This window comes from Pseudomonas sp. GV047 (genome assembly GCF_003058245.1).
GTDB classification, from domain to species: Bacteria; Pseudomonadota; Gammaproteobacteria; order Pseudomonadales; family Pseudomonadaceae; genus Aquipseudomonas; species Aquipseudomonas marginalis.
In genome coordinates, this window is the sequence record NZ_QCWA01000008.1 from 204,913 (window position 1) to 219,582 (window position 14,670).

At 61.4% G+C, this 14,670-nt stretch carries 10 protein-coding genes; 4 read left to right on the plus strand and 6 right to left on the minus strand.

Features of this window, described 5'->3' with window-relative positions:
* Positions 1–52: 52 nt before the first annotated feature.
* The gene (locus tag C8K58_RS21690; protein ID WP_098480905.1) at positions 53–3,904 is read right to left on the minus strand and encodes a bifunctional diguanylate cyclase/phosphodiesterase; all 3,852 of its coding nucleotides are present in this window, start codon (positions 3,902–3,904) and stop codon (positions 53–55) included.
* 285 nt (positions 3,905–4,189) lie between these two features.
* Here C8K58_RS21690 and ettA point away from each other — a divergent pair, with 285 nt between their 5' ends.
* Together ettA and gdhA are read left to right on the plus strand one after the other, a co-directional pair.
* A complete protein-coding gene (gene ettA, locus C8K58_RS21695) occupies positions 4,190–5,854 on the plus strand; it encodes an energy-dependent translational throttle protein EttA (protein ID WP_027605320.1) in 1,665 nt (554 codons plus the stop codon).
* A gap of 298 nt (positions 5,855–6,152) precedes the next feature.
* Positions 6,153–7,490, plus strand: a complete 1,338-nt coding sequence (gene gdhA, locus C8K58_RS21700; RefSeq protein WP_065938305.1) for an NADP-specific glutamate dehydrogenase — start codon at positions 6,153–6,155, stop codon at positions 7,488–7,490.
* Here the strand turns inward: gdhA and C8K58_RS21705 are convergent.
* The 5 genes from C8K58_RS21705 to C8K58_RS21725 form a co-directional block, all read right to left on the minus strand.
* The gene (locus tag C8K58_RS21705) at positions 7,487–7,984 is read right to left on the minus strand and encodes a GreA/GreB family elongation factor (RefSeq protein ID WP_027605322.1); all 498 of its coding nucleotides are present in this window, start codon (positions 7,982–7,984) and stop codon (positions 7,487–7,489) included. The two genes, gdhA and C8K58_RS21705, sit on opposite strands and share 4 nt — an antisense overlap.
* A 70-nt stretch (positions 7,985–8,054) precedes the next feature.
* Positions 8,055–8,411 carry a hypothetical protein gene (locus C8K58_RS21710; protein ID WP_065938304.1) on the minus strand — a complete coding sequence of 119 codons (357 nt, stop codon included), beginning with the start codon at positions 8,409–8,411 and terminating at the stop codon, positions 8,055–8,057.
* Positions 8,412–8,558: 147 nt separating this feature from the next.
* On the minus strand, positions 8,559–8,864 hold the full coding sequence (locus C8K58_RS21715) for a chorismate mutase (protein WP_098480906.1): 306 nt from the start codon (positions 8,862–8,864) through the stop codon (positions 8,559–8,561).
* 48 nt (positions 8,865–8,912) lie between these two features.
* Entirely contained in the window at positions 8,913–10,766 is a 1,854-nt protein-coding gene (locus C8K58_RS21720) for a DUF4105 domain-containing protein (RefSeq protein ID WP_108574270.1), read from the minus strand.
* 91 nt (positions 10,767–10,857) lie between these two features.
* Positions 10,858–11,346 (minus strand): DUF3015 domain-containing protein, encoded by a 489-nt coding sequence (locus tag C8K58_RS21725; RefSeq protein WP_027605327.1) that lies wholly within the window; start codon positions 11,344–11,346, stop codon positions 10,858–10,860.
* A gap of 268 nt (positions 11,347–11,614) precedes the next feature.
* Here C8K58_RS21725 and C8K58_RS21730 point away from each other — a divergent pair, with 268 nt between their 5' ends.
* Both C8K58_RS21730 and C8K58_RS21735 read left to right on the plus strand, forming a co-directional pair.
* Positions 11,615–14,053 (plus strand): Lon protease family protein, encoded by a 2,439-nt coding sequence (locus tag C8K58_RS21730; protein ID WP_027605328.1) that lies wholly within the window; start codon positions 11,615–11,617, stop codon positions 14,051–14,053.
* Positions 14,054–14,352: 299 nt separating this feature from the next.
* Positions 14,353–14,670 (plus strand): hypothetical protein, encoded by a 318-nt coding sequence (locus C8K58_RS21735; RefSeq protein ID WP_027605329.1) that lies wholly within the window; start codon positions 14,353–14,355, stop codon positions 14,668–14,670.

Genomic DNA, 14,670 nt, shown 5'->3' on the forward strand with positions numbered 1-14,670 from the left:
AGCGGGGCTCATCTCGGGATGGGCGGTGACTGTGCCGGCCTCATCACACCGCTCAATCGAACATGAACAGCGCATCATTGCTGAACTGCGCCTCGAACCGATTCGCCGGCATCGGCCGCCCGAACAGATACCCCTGCACCTCGTCGCAACCATGCTCGCGCAGGAAGTCCAGCTGCTCATGGGTTTCCACACCTTCGGCAATCACCGCCAGGTTGAGGCTGTGGGCCATGGCGATAATGGCGCGGGCGATTTGCGCATCCTGTTCGCCGGAGGGCAGGCCATCGACGAAGGTGCGGTCGATTTTCAGCACGTCGATGGGGAATTGCTTGAGATAGTTGAGGGACGAATAACCGGTACCGAAGTCGTCCACCGCGATGCTCAGGCCCAGGTTTTTCAGGCTGTCGAGGATGTGCATGGCTTCGTTGACTTCGCGCATCAGGATACTTTCGGTCAGCTCCAGTTCCAGGCACGCCGGCGGCAGGCCGGTGTCCTTGAGGATGGTGGCGATGCGCGTGCCCAGTTGGCCGTCGGAGAACTGCCGCGCAGAGATGTTCACCGAGACTTTCGGCACCCGCACCTTGTTCTGGTGCCAGGTCTTGAGCTGGCGACAGGCTTCGCTGATCACCCAGTCGCCCACGTCCACCACCAGGCCCAGCTCTTCGAGCACCGGAATGAAGTCCCCCGGCGGCACCAGTCCACGGCGTGGGTGGCGCCAGCGCAGCAGCGCCTCGGCACCGGTCAGGCGTTTGCCGTCGCCGCTGAACTGCGGCTGGTAATAGAGCACGAATTCGTCCTGCTCCAGGGCGTGGCGCAGGTCGCTCTCCAGTTCCAGGCGTTCCAGGGCGCTGGCGTTCATATCGGCCTGGTAGAACTGGAAGTTGTTCTTGCCGCGTTCCTTGGCGTGATACATCGCGGTGTCGGCGTTTTTCATCAACTGGCTCAGCTCGTTGCCGTCCTGGGGGCTGAGTGCGATGCCGATACTGGCGGTCACAAAGAACTCGCGACCCTCCAGCACGAAGGGCTTCACCAGGCTGGCGAGGATCTGCTCGGCCACATGGATCGCGCGGTTCAGCGCCATCTCGCGGTTGACCCGCGGTTGCAGCAGCAACGTGAACTCGTCGCCGCCCATGCGTGCCACGGTATCGTCTTCGGCCACGCAACCGAGCAGGCGGGTCGCCATTTCCTTGAGCATACGGTCGCCGGCGGCGTGGCCCAGGGAGTCGTTGATCGGCTTGAAACGGTCGAGGTCAAGGAACATCAGCACCACCCACGACTTCTGCCGTTCGGCTGATTGCAGCGCGGTGTGCAGGCGGTCCTGGAACAGCGTGCGGTTGGGCAGGTGGGTCAGGGCGTCGTAGTAGGCCAGGCGGTGGATGCGCTGTTCGCTGGCCTTGCGTTCGCTGATATCACTGAAGAAACACACATAACTGGCCAGGTCGCCTTCGTCGTCGAACACCGCCGTAATGCCGACCCAGGCCGGGTAGTGCTCGCCGTTACGGCGCTTGAGCCACACTTCGCCTTCCCAGGTGCTGTGCTGGTGCAATTGCTTGAGCACATAGCGCAGGTGGGCTTCCTGTTGTTCGTCGACGGTGAGCATGTTCGGCAACTGGTCGAGTACGTCACTCACTGCATAACCGCTGACCCGGCTGAACGCCTCGTTGGCCTGCACGATATAACCGGCCGGGTCGGTGATCAGGATCGCCGACGTGGAGTGTTCGAATACGGTGGCGGCCATGCGCAGGTCTTTTTCCGCGCGGCGTTGCTGGCTGATATCGCGGCCCACGCCGAGGACGCCTTCGAAGGCGCCGTGCTCATCCCACACCAGCACCAGGCGCAGCTCGATCGGCACCTTGCGGCCGTCGGCGCGCAGGCAGTCGAACAGGAACAATTGGGTCTGCACTTGATCACGGAGTCTGTTCAGCGCGTCGGGATCGCCCAGCGCCCGGCTGACCTGTTCCAGCAAGCTATAGATGCCGGTCAGTTGCTGGGGGTTGGCGATGATCGACTGCCAGCCGTTCTTGAATACCCAGTCCACGTCGTAACCCAGCACGGCGTTGACCGACGGGCTGATGTAGTTGAGGGCCAGTTGGCTGTCGGTGGAGCAGATCACGTCGCTGATGCTTTCGGCCAGCATGCGGTAGCGCTTTTCGCTGTCGCGCAGGGACTCGCTGGCTTCGATCTGGTCGGTGATGTCCTTGGCCACACCGATGATACGCGTGACTTGCGCCGATTTGTCCCGCGCCAGGGCCTGCTCGCGGATATCAAAGCGCCGCCATTGATTGTTGCGATGGCGAAAGCGCAACTGGCAGTGCAACTGCGTCGCGTAGCCGGCCTGGCGTTGCTGTTGGCGCAAATCGTGGTAATGCTCGGCGTCTTCGGGGTGCAGCAGGATTTCCCAGAAATACTCGCCCATTTGCTGCAGTTCGGCCTTGGTATAGCCGAGGGTGTGGCCCAGATGGTGGTTGCTGAAGATCATGCGCTGGCTGATCACGTCCTGCACATACAAGTGGTCGGGCACGGTACGCACCACGTCCGACCAGAAGCTTTCGCGTTCCACCAGCGACAGTTCGATCAGCTTGCGGCTGGTGATGTCGCTGATGCTGAGGATCACCGCCTTGAAGTCGTCCTGCTGCTCCGGCAGGCGCATCACCATCCAAAGGTACTGTTCGTTGCCGGCCACATCCTTGAGCTGGATTTCCAACTCAAGCTGATTCTGTTGGGTCAGGACCGCTTCGAGTATCTGATGCCCGATGGACGTGGTATTGCGCGGGCAATCATCGATCAGCCGCTCCCACGCTTCCTCGCAGGAGCCCACTCTGAGCAGGCTCACCGCCACCTGGTTGATCTCGGTGATGCGCAGTTCGGTGAGCAACTGCCGGCATTCCTCGGGGGAGGTTTGCAGCCAGGCGTGCAGTTGCTCGCGGGTCTGCAAGTGCACCTTGCCAAAAAATGCATTCAGGCCCGACAGGTCAAGTACGCACAGGGCGACGCCGGTGCCTTCGAAAATATCCTGATACCGACGCCGGCCTTCATGCACCTGGCGCTGGCGGCGACGCATATTCAGCAGCACGATCACGGGGATCAGCGAGAAGGCCAGGCCCAGCAGGCATTTACCGATAAACGCCGGCAGCAGTTGTTCCAGCACGGCTGCGCGGTCGAACATCCCACGCAATTGCCAGTCGCTTTTGCTCAGGGGCGTGACCAGCACGCTTTTATTCAGGTCATCCGGGGTCAGGGCGTCGCCCCATTGCGCCGGCATGCCGCTGTCACGGCTGACCACGCGGTGGTTCAGGCGGTTCTCGATGGCCCACATCGGCCGTTGGCCCTGGCTGTCCTGGCGGGTCAGGTTGACCAGGTACTCGGGTGCCAGGCGCAGCGCCCAGTACATCCTTGAGCCGCCGCTGGGCTGGTGCAGCAGCAGATAGATGAGGGTGCCGTCGTTGTTATTGCTCAGGTAGTAGGGTTGGCCGTGGCTGCGCTGCACCAATTCTTCCAGCCAGGCGCTGTCCTGGCTGTCATTGGCGCTGTCGCTGATCATCGCGCCGCTGGGCGCCAGCAGGGCGATACTGCGCAGTTCCGGCAGCGAGCGCTGCAACGTGCGCGTCAAGGCCTGCTGCTGTTCGATGTCGCGCGGCGGCTCGACCATCGGTAGCAGGTTCAGGGCAATTTTTGCGCTCAGGGCCATGTTCAGGCTGATCTGTTCAGCCAGGTCGGCACTGTAGTCGATGGTGTATTGCTGTTGGTTTTTCTGGTTTTGCTGCAACTGGTCCAGCAGTTGCCAGAACAATAATGCGAGCAGCAGGAGGACAAGCGTCGCCAATGCGCCTTTGAGGGTGCCGTGCAGGGGCGTTCCCGGCGCTACATGAGCGGCGCGCAAGGGCGTTGGCGGCGTGACTTTGGACAAGCTGTGATCCTGCGGTTTGGCTGGACTGGCGCGCGACGTGCACTATAAGCCGGACGCCCGAAGGGCGGCTAGCATGCCTTGACTTGTGGCAAAGTGCCAGCCCCGCTTGGCTGGACTGACCAAGCGCATTCAGGTAGCTTTGCCGGTTACGCGGGGGCGTTCCAGCCCCAGACATTCAGGCTTTTTCCGCTCGCTGGCATTGATGATAGTCAACGGCCCGCGCGGCGCATGGCCTGGCACGGGCTTCGCCCGCTTAATTCATCAGTCACTGACGCTAGGTTCACCATGGCTCAATACGTCTTCACCATGCATCGGCTGGGAAAAGTTGTCCCTCCGAAGCGGGAAATCCTGAAAAATATTTCGCTGTCCTTCTTCCCCGGCGCCAAGATCGGCGTGCTCGGCCTCAACGGTTCGGGTAAGTCCACGCTGCTGAAAATCATGGCCGGCGTCGACACCGAGTTCGAAGGCGAAGCCCGCCCGATGCCGGAACTGAACATCGGTTACCTGCCCCAGGAGCCGATCCTGGACCCGACCAAGACCGTGCGTGAAGTGGTCGAAGAAGCCGTCAGCGTGATCAAGGACGCCCAGGCCCGCCTGGACGAGGTCTACGCCGCCTACGCCGAACCGGACGCCGACTTCGACAAGCTGGCCGCTGAACAAGCCAAGCTCGAAGCCATCCTGCAGGCCGGCGACGGTCACAACCTGGAGCGCCAGCTGGAAGTCGCCGCCGATGCACTGCGCCTGCCGGCGTGGGACGCCAAGGTCGAACATCTGTCCGGTGGTGAAAAACGTCGCGTGGCCTTGTGCCGCCTGCTGCTGTCGGCGCCCGACATGCTGCTGCTCGACGAACCGACCAACCACCTGGACGCCGACTCCGTCGCCTGGCTGGAGCACTTCCTGCACGATTTCCCCGGCACCGTGGTTGCGATCACGCACGACCGCTACTTCCTCGACAACGTTGCCGGCTGGATCCTCGAGCTTGACCGTGGCGCCGGTATCCCTTACGAGGGCAACTACTCCGGTTGGCTGGAAGCCAAGTCCGACCGTCTGGCCGCCGAATCCAAGCAGCAATCGGCCCACGAAAAAGCCATGAAGGAAGAACTGGAGTGGGTGCGCAAAGGCGCCAAGGCCCGCCAGTCCAAATCCAAGGCACGTCTGCAACGCTTCGAAGAAATGCAGTCGCAGGAATTCCAGAAGCGCAGCGAAACCAACGAGATCTACATCCCGGCCGGCCCGCGCCTGGGTGACAAGGTCATCGAGTTCAAGAACGTGTGCAAAGGCTATGGCGACCGCGTGCTGATCGACAACCTGTCGTTCTCCATGCCAAAAGGCGCGATCGTCGGCGTCATTGGTGGTAACGGTGCGGGTAAATCCACCCTGTTCCGCATGCTGATGGGCAAGGAAACGCCGGATTCGGGCAGCATCGAAATCGGCGAAACCGTGCAACTGGCCTGCGTGGACCAGAGCCGCGAAGACCTGGATGGCAGCAAGACTGTGTTCCAGCAAATTTCCGACGGTTCCGACCAGATCCGCATCGGCAACTATGAAATCCCGTCGCGCACCTACGTCGGCCGTTTCAACTTCAAGGGCGGCGACCAGCAGAAGTTCGTCAAGGACCTGTCCGGTGGTGAGCGCGGTCGCTTGCACCTGGCCCTGACCCTGAAAGAGGGTGGCAACGTCCTGCTGCTCGACGAACCGTCCAACGACCTCGACGTTGAAACCCTGCGTTCCCTGGAAGAAGCCCTGCTGGACTTCCCGGGCGCCGCCATTGTGATCTCTCACGATCGGTGGTTCCTTGACCGGGTCGCGACCCACATCCTGGCGTACGAAGACGACTCGCAAGCGGTGTTCTTCGAAGGCAACTACACCGAGTACGAAGCGGACCGTAAAAAACGCCTGGGCGAAGCGGCTGCCCAGCCGCACCGTGTGCGCCACAAAAAACTGGCCTGATCCGGCTGGTGTGAAAAAAGCGGAGCCCTCGGGCTCCGTTTTTTTTGTACATTTTTCCTGACCCACACCGATCAAATGTGGGAGGGGGCTTGCCCCCGATAGCTTTTTCCCTGCTGGTGCATAACCTGCCTTGGCAATCCCCTTTTAAGTGCGATAAATCCCTGTTTACTGGGTTTATTTATATCTAATGCACCATTTAAATTCACAAAAGCGACATTTTGCCCTGTCGCGGTGCGACATGAATTGATAAAGTCCGGCTCAATCTCATTTAAAAACAATCAATTTGCCGAGACTTTTCATGATCGAATCCGTCGAATCCTTCCTCGCCCGCCTGAAAAAACGCGACCCCGACCAGCCGGAATTCCACCAGGCCGTAGAAGAAGTCCTACGCAGCCTGTGGCCGTTTCTTGAAGCCAATCCCCATTACCTGGCCTCGGGCATCCTGGAGCGCATCTGCGAGCCGGAGCGTGCGATTACCTTTCGGGTGTCGTGGGTGGATGATCACGGCAAGGTCCAGGTCAACCGCGGCTTTCGTATCCAGATGAACAGCGCCATCGGCCCCTACAAGGGCGGCCTGCGTTTCCATCCGTCGGTAAACCTGGGGGTGCTGAAGTTCCTCGCCTTCGAGCAGACCTTCAAGAATTCCCTGACCTCGCTGCCCATGGGCGGCGGCAAGGGCGGCTCGGATTTTGATCCCAAAGGCAAGAGCGATGCCGAAGTCATGCGCTTCTGCCAGGCGTTCATGAGCGAGCTGTACCGCCATATCGGCGCAGACGTGGACGTGCCGGCCGGCGACATCGGCGTGGGCGCCCGTGAGATTGGCTTCCTGTTCGGCCAGTACAAGCGCCTGAGCAACCAATTCACCTCCGTGCTCACCGGCAAGGGCATGACCTACGGCGGCAGCCTGATCCGCCCGGAAGCCACTGGGTTCGGGTGTGTGTACTTCGCCGAAGAAATGCTCAAGCGCGACGGCCTGCGAGTGGAAGGCAAGCGCGTGGCGGTCTCCGGCTCCGGCAACGTCGCCCAATACGCGGCGCGCAAGGTCATGGACCTGGGCGGCAAGGTGATTTCCCTGTCCGACTCCGAAGGCACGCTCTACGCCGAAAGCGGCTTGACCGAGGAACAATGGTCGGCGCTGCTGGAGCTGAAAAACGTGCAGCGCGGGCGCATCAGCGAACTGGCCGGCCGTTACGGCCTGGAGTTCCGCGCCGGCAAAACCCCTTGGGAACTGGCCTGCGACATTGCCCTGCCATGCGCTACCCAGAACGAACTCGACGCCGAAGCGGCCCGCACGCTGCTGCGCAACGGCTGCATCTGCGTGGCCGAAGGCGCCAACATGCCGACCACCCTTGAGGCTGTGGATATCTTTATCGAGGCGGGCATTCTGTTTGCGCCGGGCAAGGCATCGAATGCCGGCGGCGTCGCCGTGAGTGGCCTGGAGATGTCGCAGAACGCCATGCGCCTGCTGTGGACCGCCGGTGAAGTGGACAGCAAGCTGCACAACATCATGCAGTCGATCCACCATGCCTGTGTGCACTACGGCGAAGAGAACGGTCGGATCAACTACGTGAAGGGCGCGAACATTGCGGGCTTTGTCAAGGTTGCCGACGCGATGCTGGCCCAGGGCATCGTCTAAGCCTCGGCCTCGATGCGCAGCACCTCGATCAACTGGTCACCGACGGGGCGCTTCCACAGCACCTCGTCACCCACCTGGGCGCCCAGCAAGGCACGGCCCAGGGGCGAGCCCCAGTTGATCAGGCCGGCGCCGGCATCGGCCTGGTCTTCCCCGACCAATTGAATGCGCTGCTGTTCGTCATGCTCATTGGCGAACGTCACCCAGCTGCCGATCTGCACCTTGTCGGTAGACGTAGCGGGTGCCACCACCTGGGCGCTCTGCACGCGCTGGTTGAAGTAGCGCAAATCCCGCTCAAGGTCGGCCTGGCGCTGCTTATCGGCCTGTTCGCCCTTGGCGGACTCGGCGCTGTGGGCGGCCTGTAGCTGCGCAACCTTGGCCTGCAATTGCGCCAACCCCTGGGCGGTCAGGCGATTGGGCTGCTCACTGACCTGGCGCTCCACCGGCTGATCGGCCTGGGCGGCGGCGTTGTCCTCATTTACAAAAGCTCGGCTCATGACGTACTCCCTCTATGGAGCTTGGGCCATGTTCGCCGCACTTTAGTTTCGATGAATGTCTGAAAGCGACCTATTGCGAGCGATAGGCCCGCGCAGCATCCCGGTTCTTCTCCTGTTGCCAGGCGCGTTCACGGTCATCCCAGTGATTGTCCTTGTAGTCGCGCAGCTCCTCGTTCTCGCGCATGGCCTTGCACTGGCGAAAGCCATCCTCCCAGCCTTCGGCGTAGACCCGGTCTTTCAGGTAACGCGGCACGTTTTTGCGAAACACCCCAGTGATCACCCCCGCCGCCTGGCGGCCGCTGCTGCACCCATCGTCAAAACCATCGGCAAAGGCGGGCGGATAGCCCCGAGCCAGCAATTCCTGATGGGTTGACTGGCAACCCGATAGCCACACCACCGCACACAGCATTACTGCATACCGCCACATTGCTTGCTCCCTGGCCGTTTCACGGCTGATAGGAGAAGTCTAGATAGGGATTTGTCGGGGAGGTGTGAAAGGGGTGTGAGAAAGGTGTGGAGCACGATGAGGTCGGGCGGTGGGCACCGAAGCCGTTGGCGCCCTCCCCACAAGGGCCTAGGTTGCCTGGTTGGTCGCCAGAGCCGCATGATCCGCCAATTCCTGCTGGATAAACGCCGCGATCATTGCGCGATAGACCTGCTCGGTCACCTCGGGGTTGGCGCCCACGGTCTGCGCCAGATCCCGCACCTTGGCGATCACCTGCTCGACCCGCTGCGGGGCCTTGACGCCATCGGTGTCTTTTTTGAAGCGTGCCGCCTGGGAGACGTAGCGGCCGCGTTCGGCCAGCAGGGTGACGATTTGCTGGTCGAGGCGGTCGATGTTGTTTCGAACTTCTTCAAGGGTGGTGCAGGTAACGGCCATGTCGAATGAACTCCTGATGGTGCGGGCAATGCTGACAAAAGGTGTTAGTCAGTAGTGATACCACTTCACCTCAAGCATCACTTCATTCACCGGCGTCGACAAGTGGCTGTACTCGCGCTGTGCACTCAGGCGCAGGCCCAGGTTACGGGACAGTTCCCACTGCTGGTTCAGGCTGAGGCTACGACGTACCTCGCCATTGGTGAAGAAGTCTCCTTTAGCCTCCAGGCTCAAATTGCCCAGCGGGTTTTTCCACAGCACGCCGGTATTGAACCCGGCCGCGGGGGAGATGGCTTCGTTGAAGTCGTTGTTGTGTTCCACGCGCACGGTGCCGAGGGCGAAGCCGAGCATGTCGTCGCGCAGTTGCCAGGTGCCGCCGGCGCCGCCGTTGACGTGGGCGACCAGGGTTTCGTCGTCGTGTTTACCGGGCACCCGCTCCAGGCCGCCGGTGACTTGCCAGGACCACGGCTGCAGCAAGGCGTTGCGCGGGGTCAGGGAGCGGATGGTGGCCAGGTCCAGTTGCTGCAGTTGCCAGTGGTTGCCTTCGTACTGGCGCAGTTTCATCTGCAGGATTTCGATCTGGGCGCCAAGAGGGAAGCCTTCGGCGTTGTCGTTGAGGTCGTGGTAGGCCATGCGCAGGCCGTATTCGCCGAAGGCCTTGTCGCCACGGGTGCCGATGCCGGCTTGCCAGGTGCGCGATTCATGGCCGTTTTCGGGCAGGCCGGGGGGCGTGATCGCCAGGTCGGGCGCGGGGTTCTGGTTGATCGCGCGCAGCAGTTCGAAGCTGCGTTGGGAGCGCGCGGTGTCGCGCTCGAGGCCATTGGCACGGTAGCGGCCCAGGCGGTAGGCAGCGTCGATGATCAGCGCCTGGCGGTCGCGAGGCAATGCTTTGAAGGCTGGCGCCTGCAATTGCTGCTGGTCGTCGCTGACTTTCAGTACCCATTGTTGCTCGTCGCTGTCGAGCGGCTTGGCACGCTCCAGCAACTCGCGCTCGCGGGAGGGACGGTAGTCGATCTTTTCCACCAGGCCCGCGTCCTTCACGGCCTTGACCGTGTCGGTGGGGATGGCGGTGAGCGGGAATTGCTCGGTCAGGCGCAGGCCGGGGCGCGCCACTTGCAGCAGTTCCAGCAGGCGATAGGAGCAGTTTTCATCGAAGAAGAAGTAGTCGAACTGGATCTGCTTGAGCTCCCACACGTGCTCGACCATGCGCTCGGTCTCGACCTGGGTGAGGTTGAGGCGGTATTCCCACAGGTCGCGGTTTTCGAGGCTGCGGTATTCGGAGAGTTTTTCCTGGTAGGGCACCAGGGCGAACAGGCCGGGGTAGCCGCCCATCAGGCCTTTCCAGGCGTACAGGATGCTGTTGTCCGAGCCTTCGATATAGGCGCCGAAGTTGATCGCGTAGCTGAGCAGTGCGGTCTTGTTGCTCTGCACGTCGGCCTGGTCGATACGCAGCAGGGTGTGACCGAACATCGACGACGGACTGTTGAGGTAGGCCGCCGGGAAGATCATCACCGCGCTATGGGGGGCGACGTCCTTGAACCATTGCTTGAATTCCTTGCAGTCCACGGCGGGCAGGTCAGTGAGGTGCAACTGATCCTTGAGCCAGCGGGTACGTGCGGGGTAAACGCATTGGGCGTGTTTTTCACCCAGGCTGGCCGGAGCGTAAAGCGCTTCAACGGTGGCCTTGAGTTCTGCATCCGGGTGGTGGGCGCCATCGGCGGCGAGGAAGAATTTCTTTTCACTGACATAGCTGCGCCAGCCACTGACTTTGCCGGCTTCGTAATGGCCCAGAGAAAGCCAGAACGGATCATTGGCCAGTTGCTGCAAACGTTGATCATCAAGATGCGGTGCCGCGTACAGCGGGGCGCAGGCAAAGAGTGCCATCCAGGCAAAGCGTTTGAGCATAGGGGCAACTTAAGTCGGAAATTAGAGAGACCCAAGGAGAGGCGGGTCCAAAAATAAAACCCGCGCCTGGGTAGGCGCGGGCAGGACGAGCTTAAGCCTGGGTAGCGTATTTCGCCAGACGGGCATCGCCTTTCAGTACAGCCAGGGTGTTGTTGTGCACGTCTTCAGCGGTCACATCGGCCTTGCTGAAGATTTGCTGGAAGTGTTCGTGAGCCACGGCAGCGAAGTGCTCGCGATCTTCCGGAGCAACACCCAGTACCACGGCGTAGGTGGTCAGTGCTTCGCCATTACCCTTGGCCATGTCTTCGGACAGCTCGTTCATCATGCCATTCATGGCAATCCAGGACTTGCCGCCGTAGGTCAGCGCGCTGTTGGTGCTGCAACCGTTGGTGCCCGAGGTCATGCCGAAGGTGGCGTTACCCGAAGTACCGTTGGTGGTGGAAGCCAGGAAGTGAGCTGGAGTACCGCGCTGGCCTTCGAACAACATGTTGCCCCAACCGCAGTTCGGGCCACCTGGTGCTTCAGCCATTGCATTGAGGGAGACGACGGTGAAGAGAGTACCGAGAAGGATCCGTTTCATAGCTTTGTTCTCTTTGTGTGCAAACCAATGGACAAGGGTTCAGGCACTTCATAGCGCCCTAGGGATCGGTTATTAGTCCAACCCGCGCAGTTTGGAGTTTAGGCACGTTCCAAGGGTTCCGTGTGTTTTTATAAAACAATCAGCAATGTCGCGATTTTTTTTGCAGGGCGCCTCCCGTGTCCAGGGTTTCCCAACGGCGCGCCTTGCCAGAGCGCGCAACAGGGAGCCAGAATGCCGTCATCTGCCCCGCCTGATGTAAGGAAGCCCGATGCCTGATCCTGTTGCTGCCAGCTTGCGTCTAGCGCCCGAAGCGCTGACTCGCCCTTTCTCCGCTGAACAGTTCAGCTTCTCGACCACCAATGATTTGGAGCCCTTTCGCGGTGTGCTTGGCCAGGAACGTGCGGTTGAAGCGTTGCAGTTCGGTGTGGCCATGCCGCGCCCCGGTTACAACGTATTTGTCATGGGCGAGCCGGGCACCGGCCGCTTTTCGTTCGTCAAACGCTACCTGAAAGCCGAGGGCAAGCGCCTGCAGACCCCGGCGGACTGGGTCTATGTGAACAATTTTGACGAGCCTCGCGAACCCCGCGCCCTGGAATTGCCAGGCGGCGGTGCGGCGGCGTTCATTGCCGATATCAATGGCCTGGTCGACAACCTCGTCGCGACCTTCCCGGCGGTGTTCGAACACCCGACTTATCAACAGCGCAAGAGTGCCATCGACCGCGCCTTCAACCAGCGCTATGACAAGGCCCTGGACGTGATCGAGCGCCTGGCCCTGGAAAAGGACGTGGCGCTGTACCGCGACAGTTCCAACATCGCCTTCACCCCGATGCTCGACGGCAAGGCCCTGGATGAGGCCGAGTTCTCCCAGCTGCCGGAAGTGGATCGCGAGCGTTTCCACACGGATATTTCCGAGCTGGAAGAACGCCTCAACGAGGAGTTGGCCAGCCTGCCCCAGTGGAAGCGCGAGTCCAATAACCAACTGCGTCAGTTCAACGAAGAAACCATCACCCTGGCCCTGCAGCCTTTGCTCGCACCGCTGTCGGAAAAGTACGCGGAGAACGCCGGTGTCTGCGGTTATCTGCAGGCCATGCAGGTGTACCTGCTGAAAACCGTGGTCGAGCAACTGGTGGACGACGCCAAGACCGACGCCCAGGCCCGCAAGCTGCTCGAAGAGCAATACTGCCCGAGCCTGGTGGTGGGCCATGCGGTCAACGGTGGCGCGCCGGTGGTGTTTGAACCGCACCCGACCTACGACAACCTGTTCGGCCGTATCGAATACAGCACCGACCAGGGCGCGCTGTACACCACTTATCGGCAGTTACGCCCGGGTGCGTTGCACCGTGCCAACGGCGGTTTTCTGATTCTTGAAGCCGAGAAGATGCTCAGCGAGCCGTTTGTGTGGGACGCCCTCAAGCGTTCCCTGCAGTCGCGCAAGCTGAAGATGGAATCGCCCCTGGGCGAACTGGGCCGCCTGGCCACCGTGACCCTTAACCCGCAGATGATCCCGTTGCAGGTCAAGGTCATCATCATCGGTTCGCGCCAGTTGTATTACGCGCTGCAGGACGCCGATCCGGACTTCCAGGAGATGTTCCGGGTGCTGGTGGATTTCGACGAAGACATCCCGATGGTGGACGAGAGCCTGGAGCAGTTCGCCCAGTTGCTCAAGACCCGCACTTCGGAAGAAGGCATGGCGCCGCTGACTTCGGACGCGGTGGCGCGCCTGGCCACCTACAGCGCACGGCTGGCGGAGCACCAGGGCCGTTTGTCGGCACGTATTGGGGATTTGTTCCAGCTGGTCAGCGAAGCGGACTTTATCCGGCACCTGGCGGGCGATGAGATGACCGATGCGGGCCATATCGAGCGTGCGCTGAAGGCCAAGGCCACGCGTACCGGGCGGGTGTCGGCGCGGATTCTCGACGATATGCTCGCCGGGGTGATCCTGATCGACACCGCCGGCGCGGCGGTCGGCAAGTGCAATGGGCTGACGGTGCTGGAGGTCGGTGACTCGGCGTTCGGGGTGCCGGCGCGGATTTCCGCCACGGTGTACCCGGGCGGCAGCGGCATCGTCGACATCGAGCGTGAAGTTAACCTCGGGCAGCCGATCCACTCCAAGGGCGTGATGATCCTCACCGGTTACCTGGGCAGCCGCTATGCCCAGGAATTTCCGCTGGCGATCTCGGCGAGTATCGCGCTGGAGCAGTCCTACGGTTACGTGGACGGTGACAGCGCGTCCCTGGGCGAGGCCTGCACGTTGATCTCGGCCTTGTCGAAGACGCCGCTCAAGCAGTGCTTTGCGATCACCGGTTCGATCAACCAGTTTGGTGAAGTGCAGGCCGTGGGCGGGGTCAACGAGAAGATCGAAGGCTTCTTCCGCCTGTGCGAAGCCCGCGGTTTGACCGGCGAGCAAGGGGCGATCATTCCCCAGGCGAACGTGGCCACGTTGATGCTGGATGAAAAGGTGTTGCAGGCCGTGCGCGCCGGGCAATTCCACATCTATGCGGTGCGTCAGGCCGACGAGGCATTGAGCCTGCTGGTGGGCGAGGATGCCGGTGAGCCGGACGCCGAGGGGCAGTTCCCGGAAGGCACGGTCAATGCCCGCGTGGTCGAGCGCTTGCGCGCGATTGCCGAGATGATCAGCGAGGAAGACCTGAAGGACGCGGAGAAGGAACTGGCGCAGCAGGCGCTGGCCGAAGCCAAGCCCACCTGAGTTCTGAGGCCAGGCCGGATCAAACATGTGGGAGGGGGCTTGCTCCCGATTGCGATGGGTCAGTCATGTAGATGTCGACTGACACACTGCATCGGTAGCAAGCCCCCTCCCACATTTGGATCTGGTTGCGTCACTAAATTGACGTCCTTCTGAGGGGCCAACGCCCGTTGGTCCCTACAGCCTTGGTTTGTCATGTTTTTATTCTATTCTGAGCCTTAGGGATATCCACAGGAGTCGCTGGATAGAAACAGCCTCGCCATAGGTTGAGGCTGAACACCGATCTACCGAGGGTCGCCGCCATGCCGCGCAACCTTTGCCTTACCCGCCAGTGCTTCGGCCTGGTTACCCGAATCGAATGTTCCGTTCGCCCGCTCGCGGGGGATAACGGGATGTGGACCTTGTTGTTTGCCGCCGGAATGACGGGTGAACAGCCTTCCACAATCAAGTCCCAGGGCCCGTTTCATGGGCCCTTCGTGGCAGAAAGCATGCTGCAATCGATCGTCGACAGCCTGACCCTGCACGGCTATGAGCTGGCGGGTGACCCGCAGATCTGGTGCCTGCACATGCAGGCCCATCTGCGGCAGCTCAATGGCAGCCATGAGCAACTGGCGCTGTAG

What these genes read in the sequence shown, in the direction of transcription:
- C8K58_RS21710 (WP_065938304.1), bottom strand. Translation starts at nt 8,411, where the DNA reads ATGTGGCGGTATGCAGTAATGCTGTGTGCGGTGGTGTGGCTATCGGGT.
- C8K58_RS21730 (WP_027605328.1), top strand. Translation starts at nt 11,615, where the DNA reads ATGCCTGATCCTGTTGCTGCCAGCTTGCGTCTAGCGCCCGAAGCGCTG.
- C8K58_RS21725 (WP_027605327.1), bottom strand. Translation starts at nt 11,346, where the DNA reads ATGAAACGGATCCTTCTCGGTACTCTCTTCACCGTCGTCTCCCTCAAT.
- C8K58_RS21720 (WP_108574270.1), bottom strand. Translation starts at nt 10,766, where the DNA reads ATGCTCAAACGCTTTGCCTGGATGGCACTCTTTGCCTGCGCCCCGCTG.
- C8K58_RS21735 (WP_027605329.1), top strand. Translation starts at nt 14,353, where the DNA reads ATGCCGCGCAACCTTTGCCTTACCCGCCAGTGCTTCGGCCTGGTTACC.
- C8K58_RS21705 (WP_027605322.1), bottom strand. Translation starts at nt 7,984, where the DNA reads ATGAGCCGAGCTTTTGTAAATGAGGACAACGCCGCCGCCCAGGCCGAT.
- gdhA (WP_065938305.1), top strand. Translation starts at nt 6,153, where the DNA reads ATGATCGAATCCGTCGAATCCTTCCTCGCCCGCCTGAAAAAACGCGAC.
- C8K58_RS21715 (WP_098480906.1), bottom strand. Translation starts at nt 8,864, where the DNA reads ATGGCCGTTACCTGCACCACCCTTGAAGAAGTTCGAAACAACATCGAC.
- ettA (WP_027605320.1), top strand. Translation starts at nt 4,190, where the DNA reads ATGGCTCAATACGTCTTCACCATGCATCGGCTGGGAAAAGTTGTCCCT.